We start from the raw sequence: 20210 nt of genomic DNA, 5'->3' as shown, positions 1-20210 counted from the left end.
CTTCAAGCTGACGCGCGCCGCCGCTCTCGCCGAGTGGCGTCAACTTTGTTCCGGATAGGTTCGCGGTTTCTGCGGCAAACTGAGACTGGTTCGAATTAGTCTGACAGCACCCGTCAGAGTGCAAATTTCTGCAATGACCTATTTGAAATCGCGACCGGACTTGGCGATCAAGCTTGGATTGGTGGTCACGCCATCTAATAATCCGAAGCCCATCAGGTCTTTGATGTCGTTTACTTCTGCGGTGTCCACGAAGAATTTCATGAGGTTTCCTCGTTGCGTAAGGGGTGACTTGGGATGCGCCTGAAGCTGTCGAGAGGCGCTGTATCAAGCGCTAGCTGAAGCCAATGCGCAGATTCAGAATGCGTAGCGCATCCCGAATTCGGTGTAGTTCTGGTTAAGTGTAAGATCGGCTTTCCGGCTCTCACGGATGACACGTTCAGCGTTGGGCAGATCGTTCATTTTTGCGCGTAGCAACGCGGTTTGCGGGTCAAACCCATGCTTGATCCAGCGGCGCTGTAACCTGCTTTCGAGTTCTTCCAATGTGGGGCTGACGAAGACGGTTGCAGCGTAAATATCCTCCAAAGTCTTCCACGGGTCGCTTTTCATCAAAAGGTAGTTCCCTTCTACGACTACAGTCTGAGTTTCCGGTTGAACGGCAATCGCATTCGCAATGGCCAGGTCCATTTGGCGGTCAAATTTAGGATGAAAGGACTCATGCTGCGCGGATTGCAGCCCTCTGATTGCAGTGCAGAACCCAACTGCATCGAAGGTTTCCGGCGCGCCCTTTCGGGACAGCAAGCCTCGCGTTTCCAGCACGCGGTTGTCCAGATGATAACCGTCCATGGGCACCAGCGTGGCTAAAGGAACCGCAGAGCTTTGTTGCGCGTTCAGCGATTGCACCACGGTTTCTGCCAAAGTCGACTTTCCGGATGCAGGGGGGCCGGCGATTGCGACAATCGTCCGAACCCCTACCTGCCTCCGGGAGGAAATAAGGTCACAAACGCGCTTTGCATCCTGATCGATCACGCGGCGTCCTCTTTTGGGGGTTCCTTGGCACCGGTCATGAAGGCCACCGCGTCGGACATCGTGTAATCCTTGGGATCAATGGTGCAGAGCCTTTTGCCCAGCCGATGCACATGAATGCGGTCAGCAACCTCAAAAACATGCGGCATGTTGTGGCTGATCAGAATGATCGGAATACCACGCGCCCGCACGTCTTGGATAAGCTCAAGCACTTTGCGGCTTTCCTTGACGCCCAAAGCAGCCGTCGGTTCGTCCATGATGATAAACTTGGTTGCAAAGGCAGCGGCACGAGCAACGGCAACACCTTGGCGTTGGCCACCAGAGAGAGTCTCAACCGCCTGATTGATCGATTGTACAGTCATCAGCCCAAGCTCGGTCAGTTTTTCACGGGCGAACTTCTCCATCGCTGGACGGTCAAGCTTACGCATGTATTTGCCCATGAACCCCTGTTTGCGGATTTCGCGCCCCATGAACATGTTGTCCGCAATCGAAAGGGCAGGAGACATGGCGAGCTGCTGATAGACAATCTCAATCCCCATATTCCGCGCATCGATCGGAGAGGTGAAGTTAACCTTTTTGCCTTCGATCAGAATCTCGCCTTCATCCGGGATTGTAGCGCCGCAGATCGCCTTCACGATGGATGATTTGCCCGCGCCGTTATCTCCGATCACGGCCAGGATTTCGCCCTGTCGCAGTTCAAAGTCAGAATGGTCGATGGCGGTAACGTGGCCATAGCGCTTTACGATCCCGCGGCCTTGGACGACTGGAGTTGAGTCTGACATTAGCCCGATACCTTTCTAATCCACTGGTCGACGGCGACCGCTGCGATAATGAGAAGTCCGATAAGTAAGAAGGTCCATTGTGCATCTGCACCCAGAAGCCTAAGCCCCAAAGTGAACACGCCAACAATCAACGCGCCAAACAGCGATCCCAAAATGGATCCTCGCCCGCCGAACAAAGAGATACCGCCGATCACAACCGCAGTGATGCTTTCGATATTGGCCAATTGACCGGATGTTGGGGAAACCGACCCGATGCGCCCGATCAGCGCCCAGCCTGCAAAGGCACAGATCAGACCGGATAACATATAAACGGACATTAGTGTTTTGTGCACGTTCACACCAGATAGCTCGGCGGCCTCGGGGTCGTCCCCCACCGCATAGACATGCCGGCCCCAGGCCGTGTGTTTGAGCGCGTAAGCCAGCACGAAAATCAGAACGAGCATGAATATCACTCCGACCGTAAAGGTCGCGCCACCGATGCTGAATTTGGTGCCAAAAAATTGCAGGAACGGGGCGTTTGCCTCGATATCCTGACTGCGAATTGTTTCGTTTGCGGAATACAGGAAGTTTGTCGCAAGAACGATCTGCCACATGCCGAGCGTGACAATAAAAGGCGGCAGCTTTACGCGACTGACCAGCCAGCCGTTGAGAGCCCCGATCAGCGTTCCCATTGCCAGCCCGCACATCACCGCAATTGGCACGGGGATGCCGTACCGGAAGGTGAACTGACCCATGATGACGGATGAAAAAACCATGATCGCACCGACGCTCAGGTCGATGCCGGCGGTCAGAATGACAAGGCTTTGCGCCGCGGCCACGATGCCCACAATCTGAACCTGTTGCAGGATCAGCGTCATCGCAAAGGGTGAGAAGAATTTGGACCCCAGCAGCAGGCCGAAAATCACGATCGCACCAACCAGAACGATCAATGGCACAAAGGATGGATTGACGTGGAGAAGATGCTGCAACTTCCCCAGAACACCACGCCGGTGATCTTCAAACTCCGCCACGGTTTCTGAGGCGCTGGCGGCGGTTTCGAATTCCTGGGTGTTTTGGTTTGCGTCAGACATATCTCCCCCTTTTCGTGGCTGGCATCGCGTCCACGAAATCAGTGTACAGGAAGTTTCGGTTTGCTGGTGAGAGGATTGATGAGGCACTGTGGCGCGCCTCATCTAACAGGGCTGTCTTTAGCCCCAGCAGAGATCCAGACCTTCTGCGACCGACAGCGACTCGACCCCATCAACCGGCTGGTCGGTGATGAGCGCGACGCCTGTGTCATAGAAGTCTTTGCCGGGAGTGTTTTCGGGCTTCACGCCCTCATCGGCCCATTTTTTCACAGCCTCAACACCAAGCGAGGCCATCAACAGCGGGTACTGCTGGCTTGTCGCCCCGATCACACCGGCTTCGACGTTTTGGACACCGGGGCACCCGCCGTCGACCGAAACGATCAGCACGTCGTTTTCACGCCCGATGGATTTCAGTGCCTCATATGCACCCGCAGCAGCCGGTTCGTTGATCGTGTGAACAACGTTGATCGATGAATCCTTGGCCAGAAGGTTTTCCATCGCGCGGCGACCGCCTTCTTCGTTTCCGTCGGTCACGTCACTGCCGACCAGACGCGCATCGGTTTCGTCACCGATGACATTCGGGTCCGCCAGGTCCACGCCAAACCCGTCGAGGAAACCCTGATTGCGCAGAACGTCCACCGTCGGCTGGCTGACATTCAGATCCAGCGTCGCGATCTTGGCATCGGCCGCGGCGTCGCCCATTTTGGCCTTGGCCCATTGACCGATCAGCAGACCGGCCTTGTAGTTGTCCGTCGCGAATGTCGCGTCCGCTGAGTCAATCGGGCTAAGCGGTGTATCCAGCGCAATGACCAAAACCCCCGCATCCCGCGCCTGTTTGACCGCAGGTACGATCGAGCTGGTGTCAGATGCCGTCAGTAGAATGCCTTTTGCGCCATCGAGGATGCAGGTTTCAATGGCCTGGACCTGAGTTTCATGGTCGCCATCAACCTTGCCGGCAAACGCCTTGAGCGTCATGCCCAGCTCTTCTGCCTTAGCAGTTGCGCCTTCCTTCATCTTGACGAAGAAGGGGTTGGTGTCGGTCTTGGTAATCAGGCAGACGGTTTCACCAGCCGCTTGCGCGGATGCAGCGGCCAAAGTCAGTGCAGTCGCGGATGCGGCGAGCTTGAGTAGATTTCTCATGTTGTCCTCCCAGAAAATTGTTGTGGCCCCGCGCGGAATAGCGACAAGGCGCGCCTCCATCCTCCAATGAAGGTCCTGCTTAAGAAACCGTGATTCTAACCCCTGTGTCAATAAATAAATAAAGTTTATTTATTAATTTGCCTACGTATCTTTTCATAAGAAAACAAGGTGTTTATGTTTAATGTTATGGAAAGAGAAGCGCTGAAAATACTGACCGGCGGGGTAAGCCAAAGCGGTGTTCGTGATCATAACGAACGCCTGATTCTGACGGTTTTACAACGGCATGGACCTGCTGCCGGGGCCGACGTCGCGCGGCTCACAGGCCTGTCTCCGCAGACCGTGTCGATCATTCTGCGTAAGCTCGAAAAGGACGAGATTCTCAAACGTGGGACGCCGATAAGGGGTAAGGTCGGGAAACCTTCGATCCCCATGCAACTCAATCCCGAAGGCATCCTGTCGGTGGGAATGAAGATCGGTCGCCGCAGCGCGGATCTTCTTTTGATCGACTTCACCGGTAAGCCGCGCCATCAGCTCTCGACGACTTATGACTACCCGTTGCCCGAAGCAGTATTCGGGTTTTTGGAGGAAGGATTGGAAGAGCTTCTGGCCAATGAATCCCAGAAGCTTCGCAACCGTGTATGTGGGATCGGAATCGGAACACCATTCGAGCTGTGGAAGTGGCACGACCTGTCTGGGCTTGCGGCTCAGAAGTTCAGGTCCTGGAGAAATGTGAACTTTTTTTCCGAGGTGGCCAAGTTCAGCGATCTGCCGGTCTTTGTGGTCAATGATGCTACTGCCGCTTGCCACGCGGAGCACCTATATGGCCGCGGGGCTGAGTATCGAGACTATTTTTATTTCTTCATAGGCTCAATGATTGGCGGAGGCGTTGCATTGAATGGCACCGTTTTTGAGGGCAACCAAGGCAATGCCGGTGCCTTGGGCGCTATGCGGACAACGGGTCCTTTGGGTGAAAGCCAACAACTGATTGACACTGCATCTCTGTTTCTGCTCGAGGACAGGTTGATAGAAGCGGGTGTCGATCCGGGAATTTTGTGGGAAAAGCCGCAGGATTGGAGCAGCATTTCTCGCTATGTCGAACCATGGATCGGTACCACGGCACAGGAATTGGCCAAGGCTGCGCTGTCTATTTGCGCGGTCATCGACTTTGAGGCGATTTTTATCGATGGCGCATTTCCATCTGAAATACGGGAGGAGCTGGTCTCACGCGTTCGTCGTTACCTAGTCAACCAAGACAAACGCGGTTTGATTCCTCCGGTTGTAGAAGCTGCGGCTGTTGGGGAAAACGCCCGCGGGATTGGGGCGGCAAGCAGCCCGATTTTCCGCCAGTTTCTATTGAATACTAATGCTGGGCTTTCTGGAATGTAGCCTAAGCTCATAGGGGCCAGTCTTAATCAAGTAAGAACCGCTCCTACTCAATTTGGAGGCCTTAAAACGACCGCTCTGACGCGGCTGCAGGTAGCATCCAATTTGGTAACTGTGCACTGCTTTAGGCCGCCTCGAAAGCGGCCAACGTCGGCTTTCTGCGCATTGATGTCATTGGGACATCGCGCAGCATTGGTCGAAGCGGGCTCAAAGCGGTCATCTGACAACTTCGGTCAGCCATCACGGGTCTCCCAGTGTGCCAGAGGTCGGCTCTGTGTAAATTATCTCAGTTTCCGCAACTTGGGTGCATACGTAAAAGGACCTCTCAAACCTAGCATAGCGTCTGGAGATGATCCCAGAACAGCCTGTCCAGGGCTAGCCCAACTATCGGAAGATCTCGGCCTGGCGTGTATCTGTCGAAGGCCCTGCCGATCTTCCGACTTGCATAGGTATCTTTGCCCGCGGCTACGCCAACAAACTTCGAAGTGGAAAATTGAGGCAAGGCGAAGACTGGTTGCGAGTACCGGTGGACCATCGAGCAGCGAGGCAAACGAGCTCTTTCGGAGACTTGCTGAAGATAACCCATTGATGACGATTGTGTTCATCTTCGGGGGGTGTCGGGACGACACCCTGCGGCGACGCACTGTATCGGCGATCGGGCCGGTTCGCCGCGCCCAAGAACGAAATTGTTAGCGGACTACGAGCTACATGGTTCGGTCGTCATTCAATCGACAGAGGCGCGCGTCAATGGCCAAAAGTCTCTGCTACAGTTCTATCTGCAGTTTTCAGACCTCCGATCTGCGCCAACAAACTGACGATCGCATCAACGCCCGTACGGTGGCGCAGTGCAGAGAACACGAAAGGCCGGCCTTTCCGCATACGTGTCGCGTCGCGTTCCATCACTTCGAGCGATGCTCCGACATGGGGGGCGAGGTCGGTTTTGTTGATGATCAGAATGTCTGATTTTGTGATCGCCGGGCCACCCTTGCGCGGGATTTCCTCGCCCGCGGCAATGTCAATGACATATATCGTTAGGTCCGCCAACTCAGGGCTGAACGTGGCCGACAGGTTGTCGCCACCGCTTTCGATCAGCACCACATCTACATCGGGGTGGCGCGCCTGCATTTCAGCAACAGCCGCAAGGTTGATCGAGGCATCCTCGCGGATTGCGGTGTGCGGGCAGCCGCCGGTTTCGACGCCAATGATCCGGTCCTGCGGCAGAATCTGCATCCGCATCAGGGCTTCAGCATCCTCTTGCGTGTAGATGTCATTAGTGATGACACCCAGGGAGCAGACGTCACGCAGGGCTTCGGAAAGGGCGGCAGTCAAGGTGGTTTTGCCAGCTCCGACCGGGCCGCCGATGCCCACGCGGAGGGGGCCGTTCATACTGCTCATGTTCGAAAAATCCTTGAATATTGAGTTTCGTGCTGCATCGTGGCGATGTCGGTCATGAAGGTGGTCGAACACAGCTCGCTCAGACCTGTCTGCTGCGCTGTTTCAGCGATATCGGCGCAGAGCGGCGTCAGGTCGCGGATCAATCGCTGCGCGTCGGTCTGACCCAGAGGCAGAAGGCGGGTAGCGCAGGCGATCAGGTTGCTCATGAACGCCTTCAGGAACATCTGTATCACCAGCAGACGAGGCAGGTTCTGCATCCGCGCGGCGCGGCCCACCGCGACCGAATAGGTGAGGCGCTGTAGGTCCAACCCCCAGATATCTCCGGTTACGGACCCGAAGGCCCGACCCAGAAGATCGGTTTCCATAAGCCGTTCCGATCCAGCGCACATGGCGCGGGCAGTGGCATCGATCCGGGTCAAAGCAGCCCTGTCAGCGGCATCATAGGCGGCCGCAAGAAACAGCGCGTCATTCCAGCCCGAGCCATGTTGCAGCACCGTCGCGACCCAATCGCCTGTCTGGTCAGCGCCCGCGACCCGGCCCTGTTCGATCGCGGCTTCCAGCCCATGGGAATAGGCGAAACCGCCCACCGGATAGGCCGGGGACAACCACTGCGTCAGCGTCAGGATGTCGGCGTTAATGGGTGTGTCCATGGGTCCTGCCATGACCATATGCGCCGCCTTCGGGGGTAAAGGGTTCGACGACTTCGCGGATGTCGGCCCCTAGTTTCGTCAGCATGTCGCGGATGACGTGATCGCGCTGAATCAGCAGCCTGTCTGCTTCGATCTGGCAGGGCGTGTGCCGGTTGCCGATATGCCATGCCAGTTGCAGCAGATGGTCGCCGCTGATTTCGAGAAGGTCTTCGGGAGCGGCGATGATCTCGATCTCGCGCCCGTCTTCGAGCACCAGAACCCCGCCATGATCCAGAGACTTTGTCTGGGCCAGATCGACCAGAAACGCCTCACCCTCATCGGTTGCCAGCATCTTTCGGCGCAGAAAGCGCCCGTCATAGTCCAACGAAACCTGCGCATAGGCCGGGGTGTGGAGGTGATCGTGATAGATGCGGGCGGTTTTGATCGCGGAGGTCATCTTGGCCTTCTTCCTGTCTCAGAACATGAAATAACGTTGCGCCATCGGCAAAACCACGGCGGGTTGGCAGGTAAGCAATTCGCCGTCCGCACGCACCTCATAGGTTTCGGGGTCGACGTCGATCTGCGGCGTTGCATGGTTCAGCAGCAAATCCCGCTTGCCGATGTCGCGGGTGTTGCGCACGACGACGGTCTGTTTCGCCAGCCCAAGCGTATCGCCAATCCCGTCGGCCTGCGCAGCGGCCGAGACAAAGGTGATCGCCGAGTTTTCCACCGACCGTCCGTAAGCGCCAAACATCGGCCGACTATAAACCGGCTGCGGTGTAGGGATCGACGCGTTGGGATCGCCCATTTGCGCGCAGGCTATGGTGCCGCCTAGCAGAACCATCTCGGGCTTCACACCGAAGAAGGCCGGGTTCCAAAGGACAAGGTCAGCGCGTTTGCCTTCTTCGATACTACCAATCTCGTGGCTCAGGCCATGTGCAATGGCCGGGTTGATGGTGTATTTCGCAATATAGCGGCGGACGCGAAAGTTGTCGTTCTCACCGGTTTCTTCGGGCAGACGACCGCGCTGTTTCTTCATCTTGTCCGCGGTTTGCCACGTGCGGATCAAAACCTCTCCGACCCGACCCATGGCCTGACTGTCTGACGCGATAATGCTGAATGCGCCCATGTCATGCAGGATATCCTCGGCCGCAATCGTCTCGCGCCGGATACGGCTTTCGGCAAAGGCCACGTCCTCGGGGATGGATTTGTCGAGGTGGTGACAGACCATCAGCATATCCAAATGTTCCTCGACCGTGTTCACGGTGAAGGGCCGCGTCGGGTTCGTCGAAGACGGCAGAACGTGGTTCTCGCCGCAGATCTTGATGATATCCGGGGCGTGGCCACCGCCCGCACCTTCGGTGTGGAAGGCGTGGATTGTGCGACCCTTTATGGCCGCCACGGTGTTTTCGACAAAGCCTGATTCATTGAGTGTGTCGGTGTGGATCATAACCTGTACATCCATCGCGTCTGCCACCGACAGGCAGCAGTCGATGGCGGCAGGGGTGGTGCCCCAATCCTCGTGCAGCTTCAGAGCGCAGGCACCGGCTTTGACCTGCTCTTCAAGAGCTGCGGGCAGCGAGGCATTGCCCTTGCCTGCAAACGCTAGATTTATCGGAAAAGCATCAGCCGCTTGCATCATCCGCCCGATATGCCATGGGCCAGGGGTGCAGGTGGTCGCCAACGTTCCATGCGCCGGACCGGTGCCGCCACCCAGCATAGTGGTCAAGCCGGAATGCAACGCGTCTTCGATCTGTTGCGGGCAAATGAAGTGGATATGACTATCGAACCCACCTGCGGTCAGAATGCGACCTTCGCCTGCAATGATCTCGGTACCGGGACCGATAATGATGTCCACGCCGGGTTGAGTGTTGGGGTTCCCGGCCTTGCCGATCCTGGCGATACGCCCGTCTTTCAACCCCACATCCGCTTTGTAGATGCCGGAGTGATCGACGATCAGCGCGTTGGTGATCACCGTATCCACCGCCCCTTCGGCTCGCGTGAACTGAGATTGCCCCATCCCATCACGAATGACTTTGCCACCGCCGAACTTGACCTCTTCCCCGTAAACGTCTTCGCGGTGGCCGGTTTCGCTGAAACGGGCTGCCGTTGCGCGCTCAACAATCAGATCTTTCTCGACCTCGATTATCAGATTCGTATCTGCCAATCGTACTTTGTCGCCGACCGTGGGGCCGAACATCGAGGCATAGTCACTCCGGCTGATCTTGCCCGGCATCTTTCAAAGCCCCCATGATGTGCATATTGAAACCGTAGATGTGACGGCGCCCGTCATATGGCACCAGAATAACCTCGCGAGTCTGACCCGGCTCAAATCGCACGGCAGTACCTGCAGGGATGTCTAATCGCATCCCCAAGGCTGCATAGCGATCGAAATCCAAGGCGGAGTTCGCTTCGGCGAAATGGTAATGGCTACCGACCTGCACGGGTCGATCACCGGTATTGGCGACAACAACAAGACGACTGCTGCGTCCTGCGTTGAGCGTCAGTGAACCCTCGGCGGGTATGATCTCACCGGGGGTCATTTTGGCAGCTTCATTATCACCGTGATGGCGATGACCGCGATCAATGCTAGCCCTGCTGCAAGCAGGGCATAATCACTGCCATGGGCGTGAACATGGGTGTCCGAATGGGCCATGGCCGGACTAGCCAGAATAAGAGCGGGAAACAGCATGCGGTACATGGGAAACTCCTCTGAAGTTTAACGAATAGGGTTATGAACAGTCACAAGCTTGGTGCCGTCCGGGAAAGTGGCTTCGACCTGCACCTCGTGGATCATCTCGGGCACGCCTTCCATGCATTGGTCGCGGGTGATCACTTCAGCCCCGGACTGCATCATGTCGGCGACTGAACGGCCGTCGCGCGCGCCCTCGACCACGGCGTCGGTGATCAGGGCGATAGCCTCGGGGTGGTTCAGTTTGACGCCGCGGTCCAGCCGTTTGCGGGCGACCTCGGCGGCCATGGCGACCAGCAGTTTGTCTTTTTCACGAGGTGTCAGGTTCATGTCAGAGCATCCAGCATCGGGGGAGGGTGTCTTTGTTCAGTTTGCGAAGAACCGGAATTAAAGTCCGGCGAAGGGTAAAGCTGTTTTCGGCCAGAACCCGCGTGACGAGCAGGTCACTGCCGAGCAGGGTCGCCCCGGCGTCCTCGGGCAGCAATTGGCGAACAGAATCCAGATGACCCTCGGCTGCCTTCGACGCAAAGACGATCAGCGCCATCGCTCCCGCGCCGTTCGCAATATGCGGCCGGGACAAATGCTCGTGCCAGTCACCAGAGAACCGGATCGCATCCAAAAAAACCGGCGTCCCTGCGCGCCGAAGCTCAATCCGATCGCGCAAACGAATGTCGGTCAGCGTCTCACCCATGGCGGCGCGACCAAAGATCAGCGGCTCGACCATCAGCATCTCGGCATCCGGCGCTATATCGATCCTGAGGCGTCGATCCAATGCGCTGCCATTGAACAGAATGGTCTCTTGCGGCAACCAATTCAGACGAGCCCCAGCGCCGGCTGTCAAAAGATTGGTTATCTGGCCACATTCGGCGGGTTGGGCCTTATAGGCCCGCTCGCAGGCTTGGGTTGTCAAGGTCAGCGCCGTACCTTTCGCTGCCTTGCCAGAAAATCGGAACGAATCCCCTCCGGTTACGCCGCCTGCTGTATTTAGAAGAACCGCATCAAGATCAGAAGTCGTAGTTCTGGGAAACAGGCATTTAAATGACCCGGACTGGCGAAACGTGTCCAGCACCGTCGTTTTGCCCAGTTTCTTGGTGCTCAGGCTGACGGCACCTGCAGCACGTGGCGGCACTGCGCTGTGCGTGGGCAATATGACTGCAGCTTGTGTAATAGGGCACCTTTAGAGCGTCGGATCGTGCCACTTGTTTCTCTGTTGAGGCGCCGGAACTCTAATCTTCAGTGTCGAAATCTGTATATTTCCATGTCGTGTGGCTAAATTTTAGACAGTGGCGTCAGCGCGAGATCAAAAAATGGGCACATCTCACTGATTTCCAGAATCGAGGCAATCGTACGTTGCCAAGCATGCTGCAATGCAGAAACCGTATGGGTGCCACCGCGGAAAGAATTCGTAGGGTGTGTGACGGCTGCGCGAATTGGACCTCGATCACAACCGCCACACGGAACGCAACAACAGTTGCGGGGATCAGGTAGATGAAGAATGCGCAATTGCGCAAGCCTTCTCTGCTGGCCTCGCCAGGAGAATTAGATGAAATCGCTCAAATCCACGCTCGCTGGATCAGTAGTATTTGCTGCCATGGCCACCGCTGCGCTGTCGGCCGAAGACACTATTAAGGTCGGAGTACTGCATTCGCTCTCGGGTACGATGGCAATCTCGGAAACGACGCTGAAAGACACGATGCTAATGCTGATCGATCAACAAAACGCCAAGGGCGGTTTGTTGGGCAAGCAGCTTGAGGCCGTTGTAGTGGATCCCGCATCGGACTGGCCTTTGTTCGCGGAAAAAGCGCGTGAGCTTCTCACTGTGCATGAAGTTGATGTGATTTTTGGCAACTGGACTTCGGTCAGTCGTAAGTCAGTCCTGCCGGTGATCGAAGAACTGAACGGCCTTCTATTTTATCCGGTACAGTATGAGGGTGAAGAAAGCTCGAAAAACGTCTTCTACACCGGAGCGGCCCCGAACCAGCAGGCGATCCCTGCGACCGACTATTTCCTGGAGGAACTGGGGGTCGAGAAATTCGCTCTGCTCGGCACGGACTATGTCTACCCCAGGACTACCAACAATATCCTTGAAAGCTATCTGAAGCAGAAGGGTATTGCTGATGACGATATCTTCGTCAACTACACGCCTTTCGGCCATTCCGACTGGTCCAAGATCGTGGCTGACGTGGTCGCGCTGGGCGCGGATGGCAAGAAAGTCGGTGTGATCTCGACCATCAATGGTGACGCCAATATCGGCTTCTACAAGGAACTGGCAGCGGCTGGTGTGTCGGCAGATGACATTCCGGTCGTGGCCTTCTCGGTCGGTGAGGAAGAACTGTCCGGTCTGGATACCACGAACCTCGTCGGTCACCTTGCCGCTTGGAACTACTTCCAGTCGGCCGACACTGACGTCAACGCAGAGTTCGTTGAGACATGGAAAGCCACCATGGGTGATGAACGCGTGACCAACGATCCGATGGAAGCGCATTACATCGGCTTCAACATGTGGGTTAACGCCGCGACCGAGGCCGGTTCGACCGAAGTTGATGCTGTACGCGCGGCGATGTACGGGCAGGAATTCCAGAACTTGACTGGTGGCACTGCGGTCATGTTGCCGAACCACCACCTGGCGAAACCTGTTTTGATCGGTGAAATTCAGGAAGACGGTCAGTTCGATATAATCAGCGAAACCGACGTCGTGCCTGGTGACGCCTGGACCGACTTCCTGCCGGAGTCGGCCGTGCTGGTCTCGGATTGGAAAGAGCTGGGTTGCGGTATGTACAACACCGAGACCAAAACCTGCGTTCAGACCCTGTCGAACTACTAACCGACACGCAAGGCGGGTTTGTTCGCCCGCCTTGCCACAAGAGACATTCGGGTTTCACCACATGGTACGACTATTCCTTGCGGGCCTCGCAATTCTATGCGCCTGCCTGACCGCCAACGCGCAAGAGGCCGGTCTGCAACCGATCCTGCAAGAACATCAGGAGATCATCGCCAAAAGCTCGCGCAAGACGATCAAACCAGCGATCGATGCAATTGCATCGAGCGGCTTGCCTCAGGCGCAAGTGATGCTTGAGACGTGGGCCGCCAAGAATATGTGGATGCGCAAGTCTGACGGTCTGTTCTTTTCTGGCCAGAAAGGTGAGGGGCGGTCGTATGAATTGACCGACTTCGACACCGGAGAAGTCGTCGGCACGTTCGAGAAAACCGAGCTTAAGCAGTTGAAACCCAACAGCGGTATCCGCGCGATGATCGGAACGACTTTGGTGCAGTTCCAGTTGACCGATCCAGATCGCGCTCGGCGACAGTCTGCGTTGCAATCCATCCAACGCGATCCCGAGGGGGTATTGTTGGAACCACTTCGCGCGTCAATTGACGACGAACCCGATGCGGATTTGAAGGTGCAGAAGCAGCGGTTGGAACGGTTGTTGACCATTGGGTATGGCACCGATACCGGCGCGCGTGTGGCTGCGATTGAAGAGATGTCCGACGATCTGGGCGTCGATGTTCGCGCGGCCCTGAACCCTTTGGTAGTGACCAAACGACAGGCCGCTGCCACGCTGCCCTCGGACATGAATATCGCCGCCGTGCTGCAACCCGGCTCGGATGACCTGTCGCGCGACGCGGCTTATGATCTGCTGGTTGCCAGCGATCTGGCCGCACCGCGTGTTTCGGCAGACGACATTCGCGCCGCTCTGGCCGCCAATATCGACCGAGGACGCGTGGCAGGTGTTCCGGTTGCGCAACTAAGCTCCGCCGCTGCCCGCGCGCAGGTGTATGAGGCATTGGCTGAGGCCGGGGCCGCCCCGGCCTTGATCACGCAAGCCGACATCGATGCAGCACTTGCCGCGCATGTGTTCTTTGATACCTACGCGGAGCCTTCGCCCGACGTGACCGCCGCCGCCGCGCATGCATTGGAGCAGATTGAGTTGAAGGTCGGCTTGAACCAGACCCTCGACCTGACGCTGGACGCGATTTCTCTGGCGTCGATCTATTTCCTCGCCGCCATCGGCCTGGCGATCACCTTCGGCGTGATGGGCGTCATCAACATGGCCCATGGCGAGTTCATCATGATGGGCGCCTATACCGGCTACGTGGTGCAGCAGTTCATTCCCAACCATACGCTGTCGGTCATCGTCGCGATTCCGATGGCCTTTGCCGTAACCTTCGCCATGGGCGTCGCGATGGAGCGGCTGGTGATCCGCTGGCTTTATGCCCGTCCTCTCGAGACGCTGCTGGCGACGTTCGGTATCTCGATTGCGCTCCAACAACTGGCCAAGAACATCTTTGGAACGCAGGCCCGCCCACTGACTGCACCCGGATGGCTGGATGGGGCGTGGGTGCTGAACGATGTGGTCGCGATCAGCTATATCCGCATCGCGATCTTTGTGCTGGCGATGATCTTTCTGGGGCTATTCCTCTACATCATGAAATGGACCCGGCTGGGTCTTGAGATGCGGGCAGTGACGCAGAACCCACGCATGGCGGGGTCGATGGGGATCAATCCGGGGCGGGTGAATATGCTTACCTTTGGCCTTGGTTCGGGCATTGCCGGGATTGCGGGGGTTGCGATTGGTCTGTTCGCTAAGGTCACCTCGGATTTGGGCAGCGACTATATCGTTCAAAGCTTCATGACCGTGGTTGTCGGCGGCGTCGGCAATATTTGGGGTGCGCTGGCGGGTGCCGGAATGATCGGCTTTCTGCAAAAAGGGATCGAGTGGATGAACCCGTCGAACACTCTCGCGGCCCAAACCTACATGATCATCTTCATCATCATTTTCATCCAATTCCGGCCGCGGGGCATCATCGCCCTCAAAGGCCGCGCCGCGGGGGATTGAGCCATGGATCGTAGCTTTGTCGCCAAGAACCCCTCGGTGCTGGTCTTTCTGGCGATCCTGTCGCTGTTTACCCTGGGCGTGACGATCCTGTCCGAAGGGTTCGGGATCGGCGTAATTTCGACCAGCTTCGTCAAAACGCTGGGCAAGACCCTGTGCCTCTGCCTGATCGCAGTGGCGATGGATCTGGTCTGGGGTTTCACCGGTATTTTGTCGCTGGGTCACTTCGCCTTCTTCGGGCTGGGGGGCTACATGATCGGCATGTGGTTGATGTACGAACGCACCCGCCTGATCGTGGTCGACTCGCTGGCACAGGCCGAAATTCCACCGACTTCAGCCGAGGTGGTGGACGCCATCGGCACACAAATCTTTGGCGTTGTCGGGTCGTCGGAATTTCCGTTGATCTGGGCGTTTTCCCATAGCCTGACACTGCAACTGATCCTGATTGTTCTAGTCCCCAGTCTTCTGGCGCTGATCTTCGGATGGTTGGCTTTCCGGAGCCGTGTCACCGGTGTGTACCTATCGATCCTGACACAAGCGATGACGTTGGCACTGGCTCTGTATCTGTTTCAGAACGACAGCGGATTACGTGGCAATAACGGCTTGTCCGGCCTGCAGAACCTGCCCGGTGTCTCCGCCTCGCAGGACGTGGTGTCGATCTGGTTCCTCTGGGCTTCGTCACTGGCACTGGGGTTAGGTTATTTGCTCGCTGCGTGGATCGTGTCGGGCAAATTCGGCTCGGTCATTCGCGGCATCCGCGATAACGAGGCGCGGGTGCGGTTCCTTGGATACTCGGTCGAAGTCTACAAACTGGCCGTCTTCACCCTGACTGCTTGTATCGCGGCCATTGCTGGCGCGCTTTATTACCCGCAAGCGGGCATCATCAACCCCGAGGAGATGGCCCCAATCGCCTCGATTTATTTGGCCGTCTGGGTCGCAATCGGTGGACGAGGTCGCTTGTACGGCGCGGTAATTGGCGCAGCTTTTGTCAGTCTTCTGAGTACGTGGTTCACGGGCGGGCAGGCCCCGGATATTTCGCTTGGGTTTTACACGATCAAATGGGTCGACTGGTGGCAGGTGCTACTGGGCGTAACTTTCGTGTTGGTTACGTTGTTTGCTCCGCAAGGGATCGGAGGGCTGTTCGACCTCTGGACCAACCGCCGCGCACCACAGCGCCACGGCGCGGCCCTGGGGCCTGATGAAAGCGCGTTGCGTGAAAAGGAGGCCACGGAATGAACACTCTGCTAGAGGTCAGCGGCGTGTCGGTTACCTTCGACGGGTTCCGCGCCATCAACAACCTGTCCTTCCAGATCGGCAACGCCGAGCTGCGCGCGGTGATCGGACCGAACGGGGCGGGCAAAACCACCTTTATGGATATCGTCACCGGCAAGACCCGACCCGACGAAGGTCGCGTGATCTGGGGTGAGAAATCCGTTTCCCTGTTGCGAATGAGCGAGGCCAAGATCGCGCAAGCCGGCATCGGGCGTAAGTTCCAAAAACCCACCGTGTTCGAAGATCAAACCGTGCAGGAAAACCTGCTGATGGCGCTGAAAAACAAGCGCGGCTGCCTGGGCGTGCTGTTCTATCGGCCTTCAGCAGATGATCTGGACAAGGTCGCGGATCTAGCCTCTGAAATTGGTCTGAAGGATGAGTTGACCCGCAAATCCGGCGAACTCAGCCACGGGCAAAAACAATGGCTTGAGATCGGTATGCTTCTGGCGCAGGAACCCCGCCTTCTGCTGGTTGATGAACCCGCCGCCGGGATGACCCCGCAAGAACGCGAACACACGACCGATCTATTGGTACAGGCCGCCAAAACCCGCGCCGTTGTTGTGGTCGAGCATGACATGGAGTTCGTGCGCCGCCTCAATTGCAAGGTCACAGTCCTGCATGAAGGCTCGGTTCTGGCCGATGGCTCGCTGGATCATGTCACATCAAATCAGGACGTCATCGATGTCTATCTGGGGCGCTGAGCAATGCTGAAACTGACCGATCTGACCCTGCATTACGGGCATTCGCAAATCCTCAACGGTATCTCGCTGGAGGCCGCGCGAGGAGAGGTGACCTGCGTGATGGGCACCAATGGCGTGGGGAAAACAAGCCTGATCAAGGCGATCTCGGGGACGCATCCGCGCTCGGGCGGCGATCTGATACTAAACGGTGAGGCGCTGCCACCTCTGCCAGCCCATCGCATGGCGTGGAAAGGCGTCGCCTACGTGCCGCAGGGGCGCGAGATTTTCCCGCTGTTGACTGTTCGCGAAAACCTTGAGGCCGGCTTTGTCTGCCTGTCAACAAATAAACATTTTGTTCCGGACGAGATCTTCGATATGTTCCCGGTGCTGAAGAAAATGCAGAACCGGCGCGGGGGTGATCTGTCGGGCGGCCAGCAACAGCAACTTGCTATTGCCCGGGCGCTGATCACCAAGCCTCAACTTTTGCTGCTGGACGAACCGACCGAAGGCATTCAGCCCAACATCATCCAGCAGATCGGCGAGGTAATTCGTCACCTCCGAACCAAAGGAGAGATGGCCATCATTCTGGTCGAGCAGTATTTCGATTTCGCCTATGATCTTGCCGACAAGTTCATCGTCCTGCGGCGCGGCGCGGTCCTGATGCAAGGCACGCGGGACGAGCTTTCGCGGGAACAGGTTCTGCAAGGCGTAACGGTTTGACATTCATAAAGGAACTAGCCCGTTGACCGGCGAGAAGCTGCAGGTTTTACGGGGAGCAGTTTAGCACTCTAGCTACCTAATGCGGACTTTAATGCAACATCTCGCAGCGGTGGATTCGCTACGCAATGTAGGGTTCGAACAGTGTCAGATTCTGCACTTACAACGGATGACCGGAATGTGGGCTGCGACCGCAGATTGCCACCAGTGTGTCGAATGTCTCTTATGGGCCGTCATAACACATCCCAACTAGCTGACTTATAGGCAGCTTTGTCCGCAAGCCGGTCGTCGCAGAGATTTGGGAGAGCGACCGCTTTTGGTGTGAACGGTCGTTCCTGTTCGAAACTCCGAGTATTCGGGGGTGAACGTCCGCTCAAATCCGCTAATCGGTCATCTGAGTAAATCCGTCAGGTGACTGCGTTGAGCCCGAAGCGGATGTATTTTTGTGCCCCTACAAAGGTTATTTAGGAGCGAAAGGACAAACTATCTAAGTTACAAAACGGTGTTGATCGAAATTGAAGCCTGAAATCGATTATAGGCTTCCTCGATACTCAGGGTTCGCGCATTCACAAACGAAGCCGCCCACAAACTGAACGGCTTTGAAGTATCGACACCGATCAGTTGGTCAGAGAAGCATTGCACTCACGCGCCGCTTCGATTGCCTTCTTCGTGCCAGCAAGGCTTATTTCGAAGGCAAAATTAGACTCTGGCATTACAATCATGGTTTCACGCTCCATCACGTCTGTGACGAAGTCGGGATTGTTGGCAAGGAGATAACCGCCCTTGTACCCGTCTGCCAAGTTGGGCGGCGCTGCTGTTGTATCGCCATAGTACAATTTGTTGTCCATGAGCAGCTCGACTTTATCATCCTCAAACTCGATGTCCGCCTTGGTGAAAACACCCATGTAGCCAAAATCTTTGTCTGGGGTCAGACCCATTTGAACAACGTTGGTATTCTGATCCACCCGTTCGATCAGGCAAGTATTTCGGCTCTTATCCACAAATATATTCCAGCCGGATTCCTCGCCATAGTTTACGAACTCTGCGTTGTCTTTTGGCAGAATATTTTTGTCCTTGGCATGTCCTACGGTTGCTCCGCATGCAAGAACGGCTGCGGCAACAAGGGTCTTAGTTGTCGTTTTCATAGAAATACTCCCATTATAATATTGCAGAATGAAGATATGAGGATAAACCGTAAGCGCGAATCTTCAAACTAAAATGAATGGCTGCGTCCTTTCGAATGGTTTGAAAAGCAGGTGGTAATGAGGCCAACACGTGCACCATCGATCAAACCAGAAGTAGAAGGTCCGGTCGGTCGCTCTGCAAAATGGAAACTCATTATATCCCAATCCCCAAAAAAACCCGCATCGTTCGGAGGTAAACCAATGGAACAACGCGGGCGGTAGTTTTGGGGTGTTGTTGTTACGGCTCTGATCGAAAGATGGATCAAAGTTCCCCGCGTCACCTCTATCTGGGATGATGGGCAACGCGGGGATTTAGTCTGACCATGGGACTAGCCAGACTAAGTCGAATGTGCGGTTGGCCGCAGATAGTCAGCTAAGTTAGCATGAACGCTAGTTCTGTACGGCATCGTCCAAGTTCGTAGCCTACCAATTGCACAGTGCGGCCACGTTTTCTGACGCGGTCATGTAAGCTGGAATAAACAAGAAATTCTCAAACACGCGAGAGCAAACTTTTTGGCGCGCGTAAAATTACTTGAAATGTTGTATTTTAGATTCAAGCATTCGAATGCGTGGCAAATTAGTATTACCTCTGTTGCTCGCACATTCGCCAGACTTGTCTGGTTGCCTCCTGGAGACGCAAGTGAGTGGTGTCACCAGGAGGCCTTTATTTTCGGCTTAATGGGTCTAATAAAGAAAGCTCTAAATTCGACGTGCACAGCAAATCTATGACCTCTCCGTGCAAATCTCAGTTTCGTTCGCAAAACCGTGGTTCTACCAAATTGAGCGGTTCTCTATATCGAAAGCGACCCAAAGATCTGTGGTTTTCATCACAGGGGAATATTCAAACATAAACATAATTCTGGATTTGTTGCGTCTGTGTGTGCTCTCTTCGACCGTTAAAGAAGTAGGGGACAGACAGATGAGACGAGCACTGAGAACGTTGACGATTTGGTCATTCATTTGGTTCACGGCATTAGCGAGTGTTTTTCCTGCCGGCGCGCAAGAGACTGAGGCCGACCAAGAGGCTTTGGAAGTCGAGAATGACGATCTCATAAATGCAGTCGCTGATGAGATGATTGCGCCCGACGATCTCAAGATCCTACATGTTCCCTTAGGCCTCCGCTCGCTGTGAACTGGAACGCGATGGATCGGGATCATAGCCAAGAGAAATCGTGTCAGAATCTGTCATGTGGTTCCTCCAAGGTTGGCATAGAGTATTCCATTTACGAACCTAAGATATGCATAATTGGTCATAATTTTGATGTTTTTAGATTGAACCGGACCGCCGAAATCATAGTCAAGACATTGGTTGCAAATGCGGATCCAGATTTCACTGGTGACTACGGAGCGGTCAATTGTTCAACGCGCAGAATAGGTGAGTATGGCCTCGATGCAGTCAAACGCTGCGCTG

20 protein-coding genes and 1 pseudogene are annotated in these 20210 nt (G+C 55.9%); 7 read left to right on the top strand and 14 right to left on the bottom strand.

What is annotated here, in order from left to right; translation table 11 throughout:
* Nucleotides 1–147: 147 nt before the first annotated feature.
* The 5 genes and pseudogenes from ACR0IU_RS20705 to ACR0IU_RS20685 all read right to left on the bottom strand — a co-directional run.
* Nucleotides 148–261 (bottom strand): annotated as a pseudogene (locus tag ACR0IU_RS20705) (transaldolase family protein); the annotation flags it as partial.
* 93 nt (nt 262–354) lie between these two features.
* Entirely contained in the window at nt 355–1026 is a 672-nt protein-coding gene (locus ACR0IU_RS20700) for a nucleoside/nucleotide kinase family protein (RefSeq protein ID WP_480717577.1), read from the bottom strand.
* Entirely contained in the window at nt 1023–1805 is a 783-nt protein-coding gene (locus ACR0IU_RS20695) for an ATP-binding cassette domain-containing protein (RefSeq protein WP_170402609.1), read from the bottom strand. The genes ACR0IU_RS20700 and ACR0IU_RS20695 overlap by 4 nt, the downstream gene beginning before the upstream one ends.
* Entirely contained in the window at nt 1805–2875 is a 1071-nt protein-coding gene (locus ACR0IU_RS20690; RefSeq protein ID WP_480717576.1) for an ABC transporter permease, read from the bottom strand. The genes ACR0IU_RS20695 and ACR0IU_RS20690 overlap by 1 nt, the downstream gene beginning before the upstream one ends.
* A gap of 117 nt (nt 2876–2992) precedes the next feature.
* Entirely contained in the window at nt 2993–4012 is a 1020-nt protein-coding gene (locus tag ACR0IU_RS20685) for a substrate-binding domain-containing protein (protein ID WP_480717575.1), read from the bottom strand.
* A gap of 186 nt (nt 4013–4198) precedes the next feature.
* Here ACR0IU_RS20685 and ACR0IU_RS20680 point away from each other — a divergent pair, with 186 nt between their 5' ends.
* The gene (locus ACR0IU_RS20680; RefSeq protein WP_480717580.1) at nt 4199–5398 is read left to right on the top strand and encodes an ROK family transcriptional regulator; all 1200 of its coding nucleotides are present in this window, start codon (nt 4199–4201) and stop codon (nt 5396–5398) included.
* 741 nt (nt 5399–6139) lie between these two features.
* Here ACR0IU_RS20680 and ureG read toward each other — a convergent pair.
* Genes ureG through ACR0IU_RS20640 form a run of 8 tightly spaced genes read right to left on the bottom strand, consistent with a single transcriptional unit; the run spans nt 6140 to nt 11258 of the window.
* Nucleotides 6140–6790: an urease accessory protein UreG gene (gene ureG, locus ACR0IU_RS20675; protein WP_480717574.1), complete on the bottom strand. Its 651-nt coding sequence runs from the start codon at nt 6788–6790 to the stop codon at nt 6140–6142.
* Entirely contained in the window at nt 6787–7440 is a 654-nt protein-coding gene (locus ACR0IU_RS20670; protein WP_480717573.1) for an urease accessory protein UreF, read from the bottom strand. The genes ureG and ACR0IU_RS20670 overlap by 4 nt, the downstream gene beginning before the upstream one ends.
* Nucleotides 7424–7876 carry an urease accessory protein UreE gene (ureE, locus tag ACR0IU_RS20665; protein ID WP_480717572.1) on the bottom strand — a complete coding sequence of 151 codons (453 nt, stop codon included), beginning with the start codon at nt 7874–7876 and terminating at the stop codon, nt 7424–7426. Before ureE ends, ACR0IU_RS20670 begins: the two co-directional genes overlap by 17 nt.
* 18 nt (nt 7877–7894) lie before the next feature.
* Nucleotides 7895–9655, bottom strand: coding sequence for an urease subunit alpha (gene ureC / locus ACR0IU_RS20660; RefSeq protein ID WP_480717571.1), 1761 nt, complete (start codon nt 9653–9655; stop codon nt 7895–7897).
* A complete protein-coding gene (locus ACR0IU_RS20655; RefSeq protein ID WP_010437454.1) occupies nt 9630–9962 on the bottom strand; it encodes an urease subunit beta in 333 nt (110 codons plus the stop codon). Before ACR0IU_RS20655 ends, ureC begins: the two co-directional genes overlap by 26 nt.
* Nucleotides 9959–10120, bottom strand: a complete 162-nt coding sequence (locus ACR0IU_RS20650; protein ID WP_480717570.1) for a hypothetical protein — start codon at nt 10118–10120, stop codon at nt 9959–9961. Before ACR0IU_RS20650 ends, ACR0IU_RS20655 begins: the two co-directional genes overlap by 4 nt.
* 18 nt (nt 10121–10138) lie before the next feature.
* Complete coding sequence (locus ACR0IU_RS20645; RefSeq protein ID WP_010437457.1) at nt 10139–10441, bottom strand: urease subunit gamma; 303 nt, start codon at nt 10439–10441, stop codon at nt 10139–10141.
* A gap of 1 nt (nt 10442) precedes the next feature.
* Complete coding sequence (locus ACR0IU_RS20640; protein ID WP_480717569.1) at nt 10443–11258, bottom strand: urease accessory protein UreD; 816 nt, start codon at nt 11256–11258, stop codon at nt 10443–10445.
* A gap of 396 nt (nt 11259–11654) precedes the next feature.
* Between ACR0IU_RS20640 and urtA the strand changes: the two genes are divergently transcribed.
* From urtA to urtE, 5 genes are all read left to right on the top strand, one after another.
* A complete protein-coding gene (gene urtA / locus ACR0IU_RS20635) occupies nt 11655–12935 on the top strand; it encodes an urea ABC transporter substrate-binding protein (protein ID WP_480717568.1) in 1281 nt (426 codons plus the stop codon).
* Nucleotides 12936–12996: 61 nt separating this feature from the next.
* Nucleotides 12997–14949: an urea ABC transporter permease subunit UrtB gene (urtB, locus tag ACR0IU_RS20630; RefSeq protein WP_480717567.1), complete on the top strand. Its 1953-nt coding sequence runs from the start codon at nt 12997–12999 to the stop codon at nt 14947–14949.
* Between the two features lie 3 nt (nt 14950–14952).
* Complete coding sequence (gene urtC / locus ACR0IU_RS20625) at nt 14953–16182, top strand: urea ABC transporter permease subunit UrtC (RefSeq protein WP_480717566.1); 1230 nt, start codon at nt 14953–14955, stop codon at nt 16180–16182.
* Entirely contained in the window at nt 16179–16919 is a 741-nt protein-coding gene (gene urtD / locus ACR0IU_RS20620; protein WP_480717565.1) for an urea ABC transporter ATP-binding protein UrtD, read from the top strand. Before urtC ends, urtD begins: the two co-directional genes overlap by 4 nt.
* A gap of 3 nt (nt 16920–16922) precedes the next feature.
* Entirely contained in the window at nt 16923–17618 is a 696-nt protein-coding gene (gene urtE / locus ACR0IU_RS20615; RefSeq protein ID WP_480717564.1) for an urea ABC transporter ATP-binding subunit UrtE, read from the top strand.
* Between the two features lie 614 nt (nt 17619–18232).
* On the opposite strand, the gene ACR0IU_RS20610 is transcribed toward urtE, so the two are convergent.
* Nucleotides 18233–18760 carry a hypothetical protein gene (locus ACR0IU_RS20610; protein WP_480717563.1) on the bottom strand — a complete coding sequence of 176 codons (528 nt, stop codon included), beginning with the start codon at nt 18758–18760 and terminating at the stop codon, nt 18233–18235.
* A 958-nt stretch (nt 18761–19718) separates the two neighbouring features.
* On the opposite strand from ACR0IU_RS20610, the gene ACR0IU_RS20605 reads away from it, so the two are divergent.
* Nucleotides 19719–19931, top strand: coding sequence for a hypothetical protein (locus tag ACR0IU_RS20605; protein ID WP_480717562.1), 213 nt, complete (start codon nt 19719–19721; stop codon nt 19929–19931).
* Nucleotides 19932–20210 lie beyond the last annotated feature (279 nt).

The organism is Ruegeria sp. CL5, from assembly GCF_056536485.1.
This window is presented reverse-complemented; position numbering and strand designations above follow the sequence as displayed.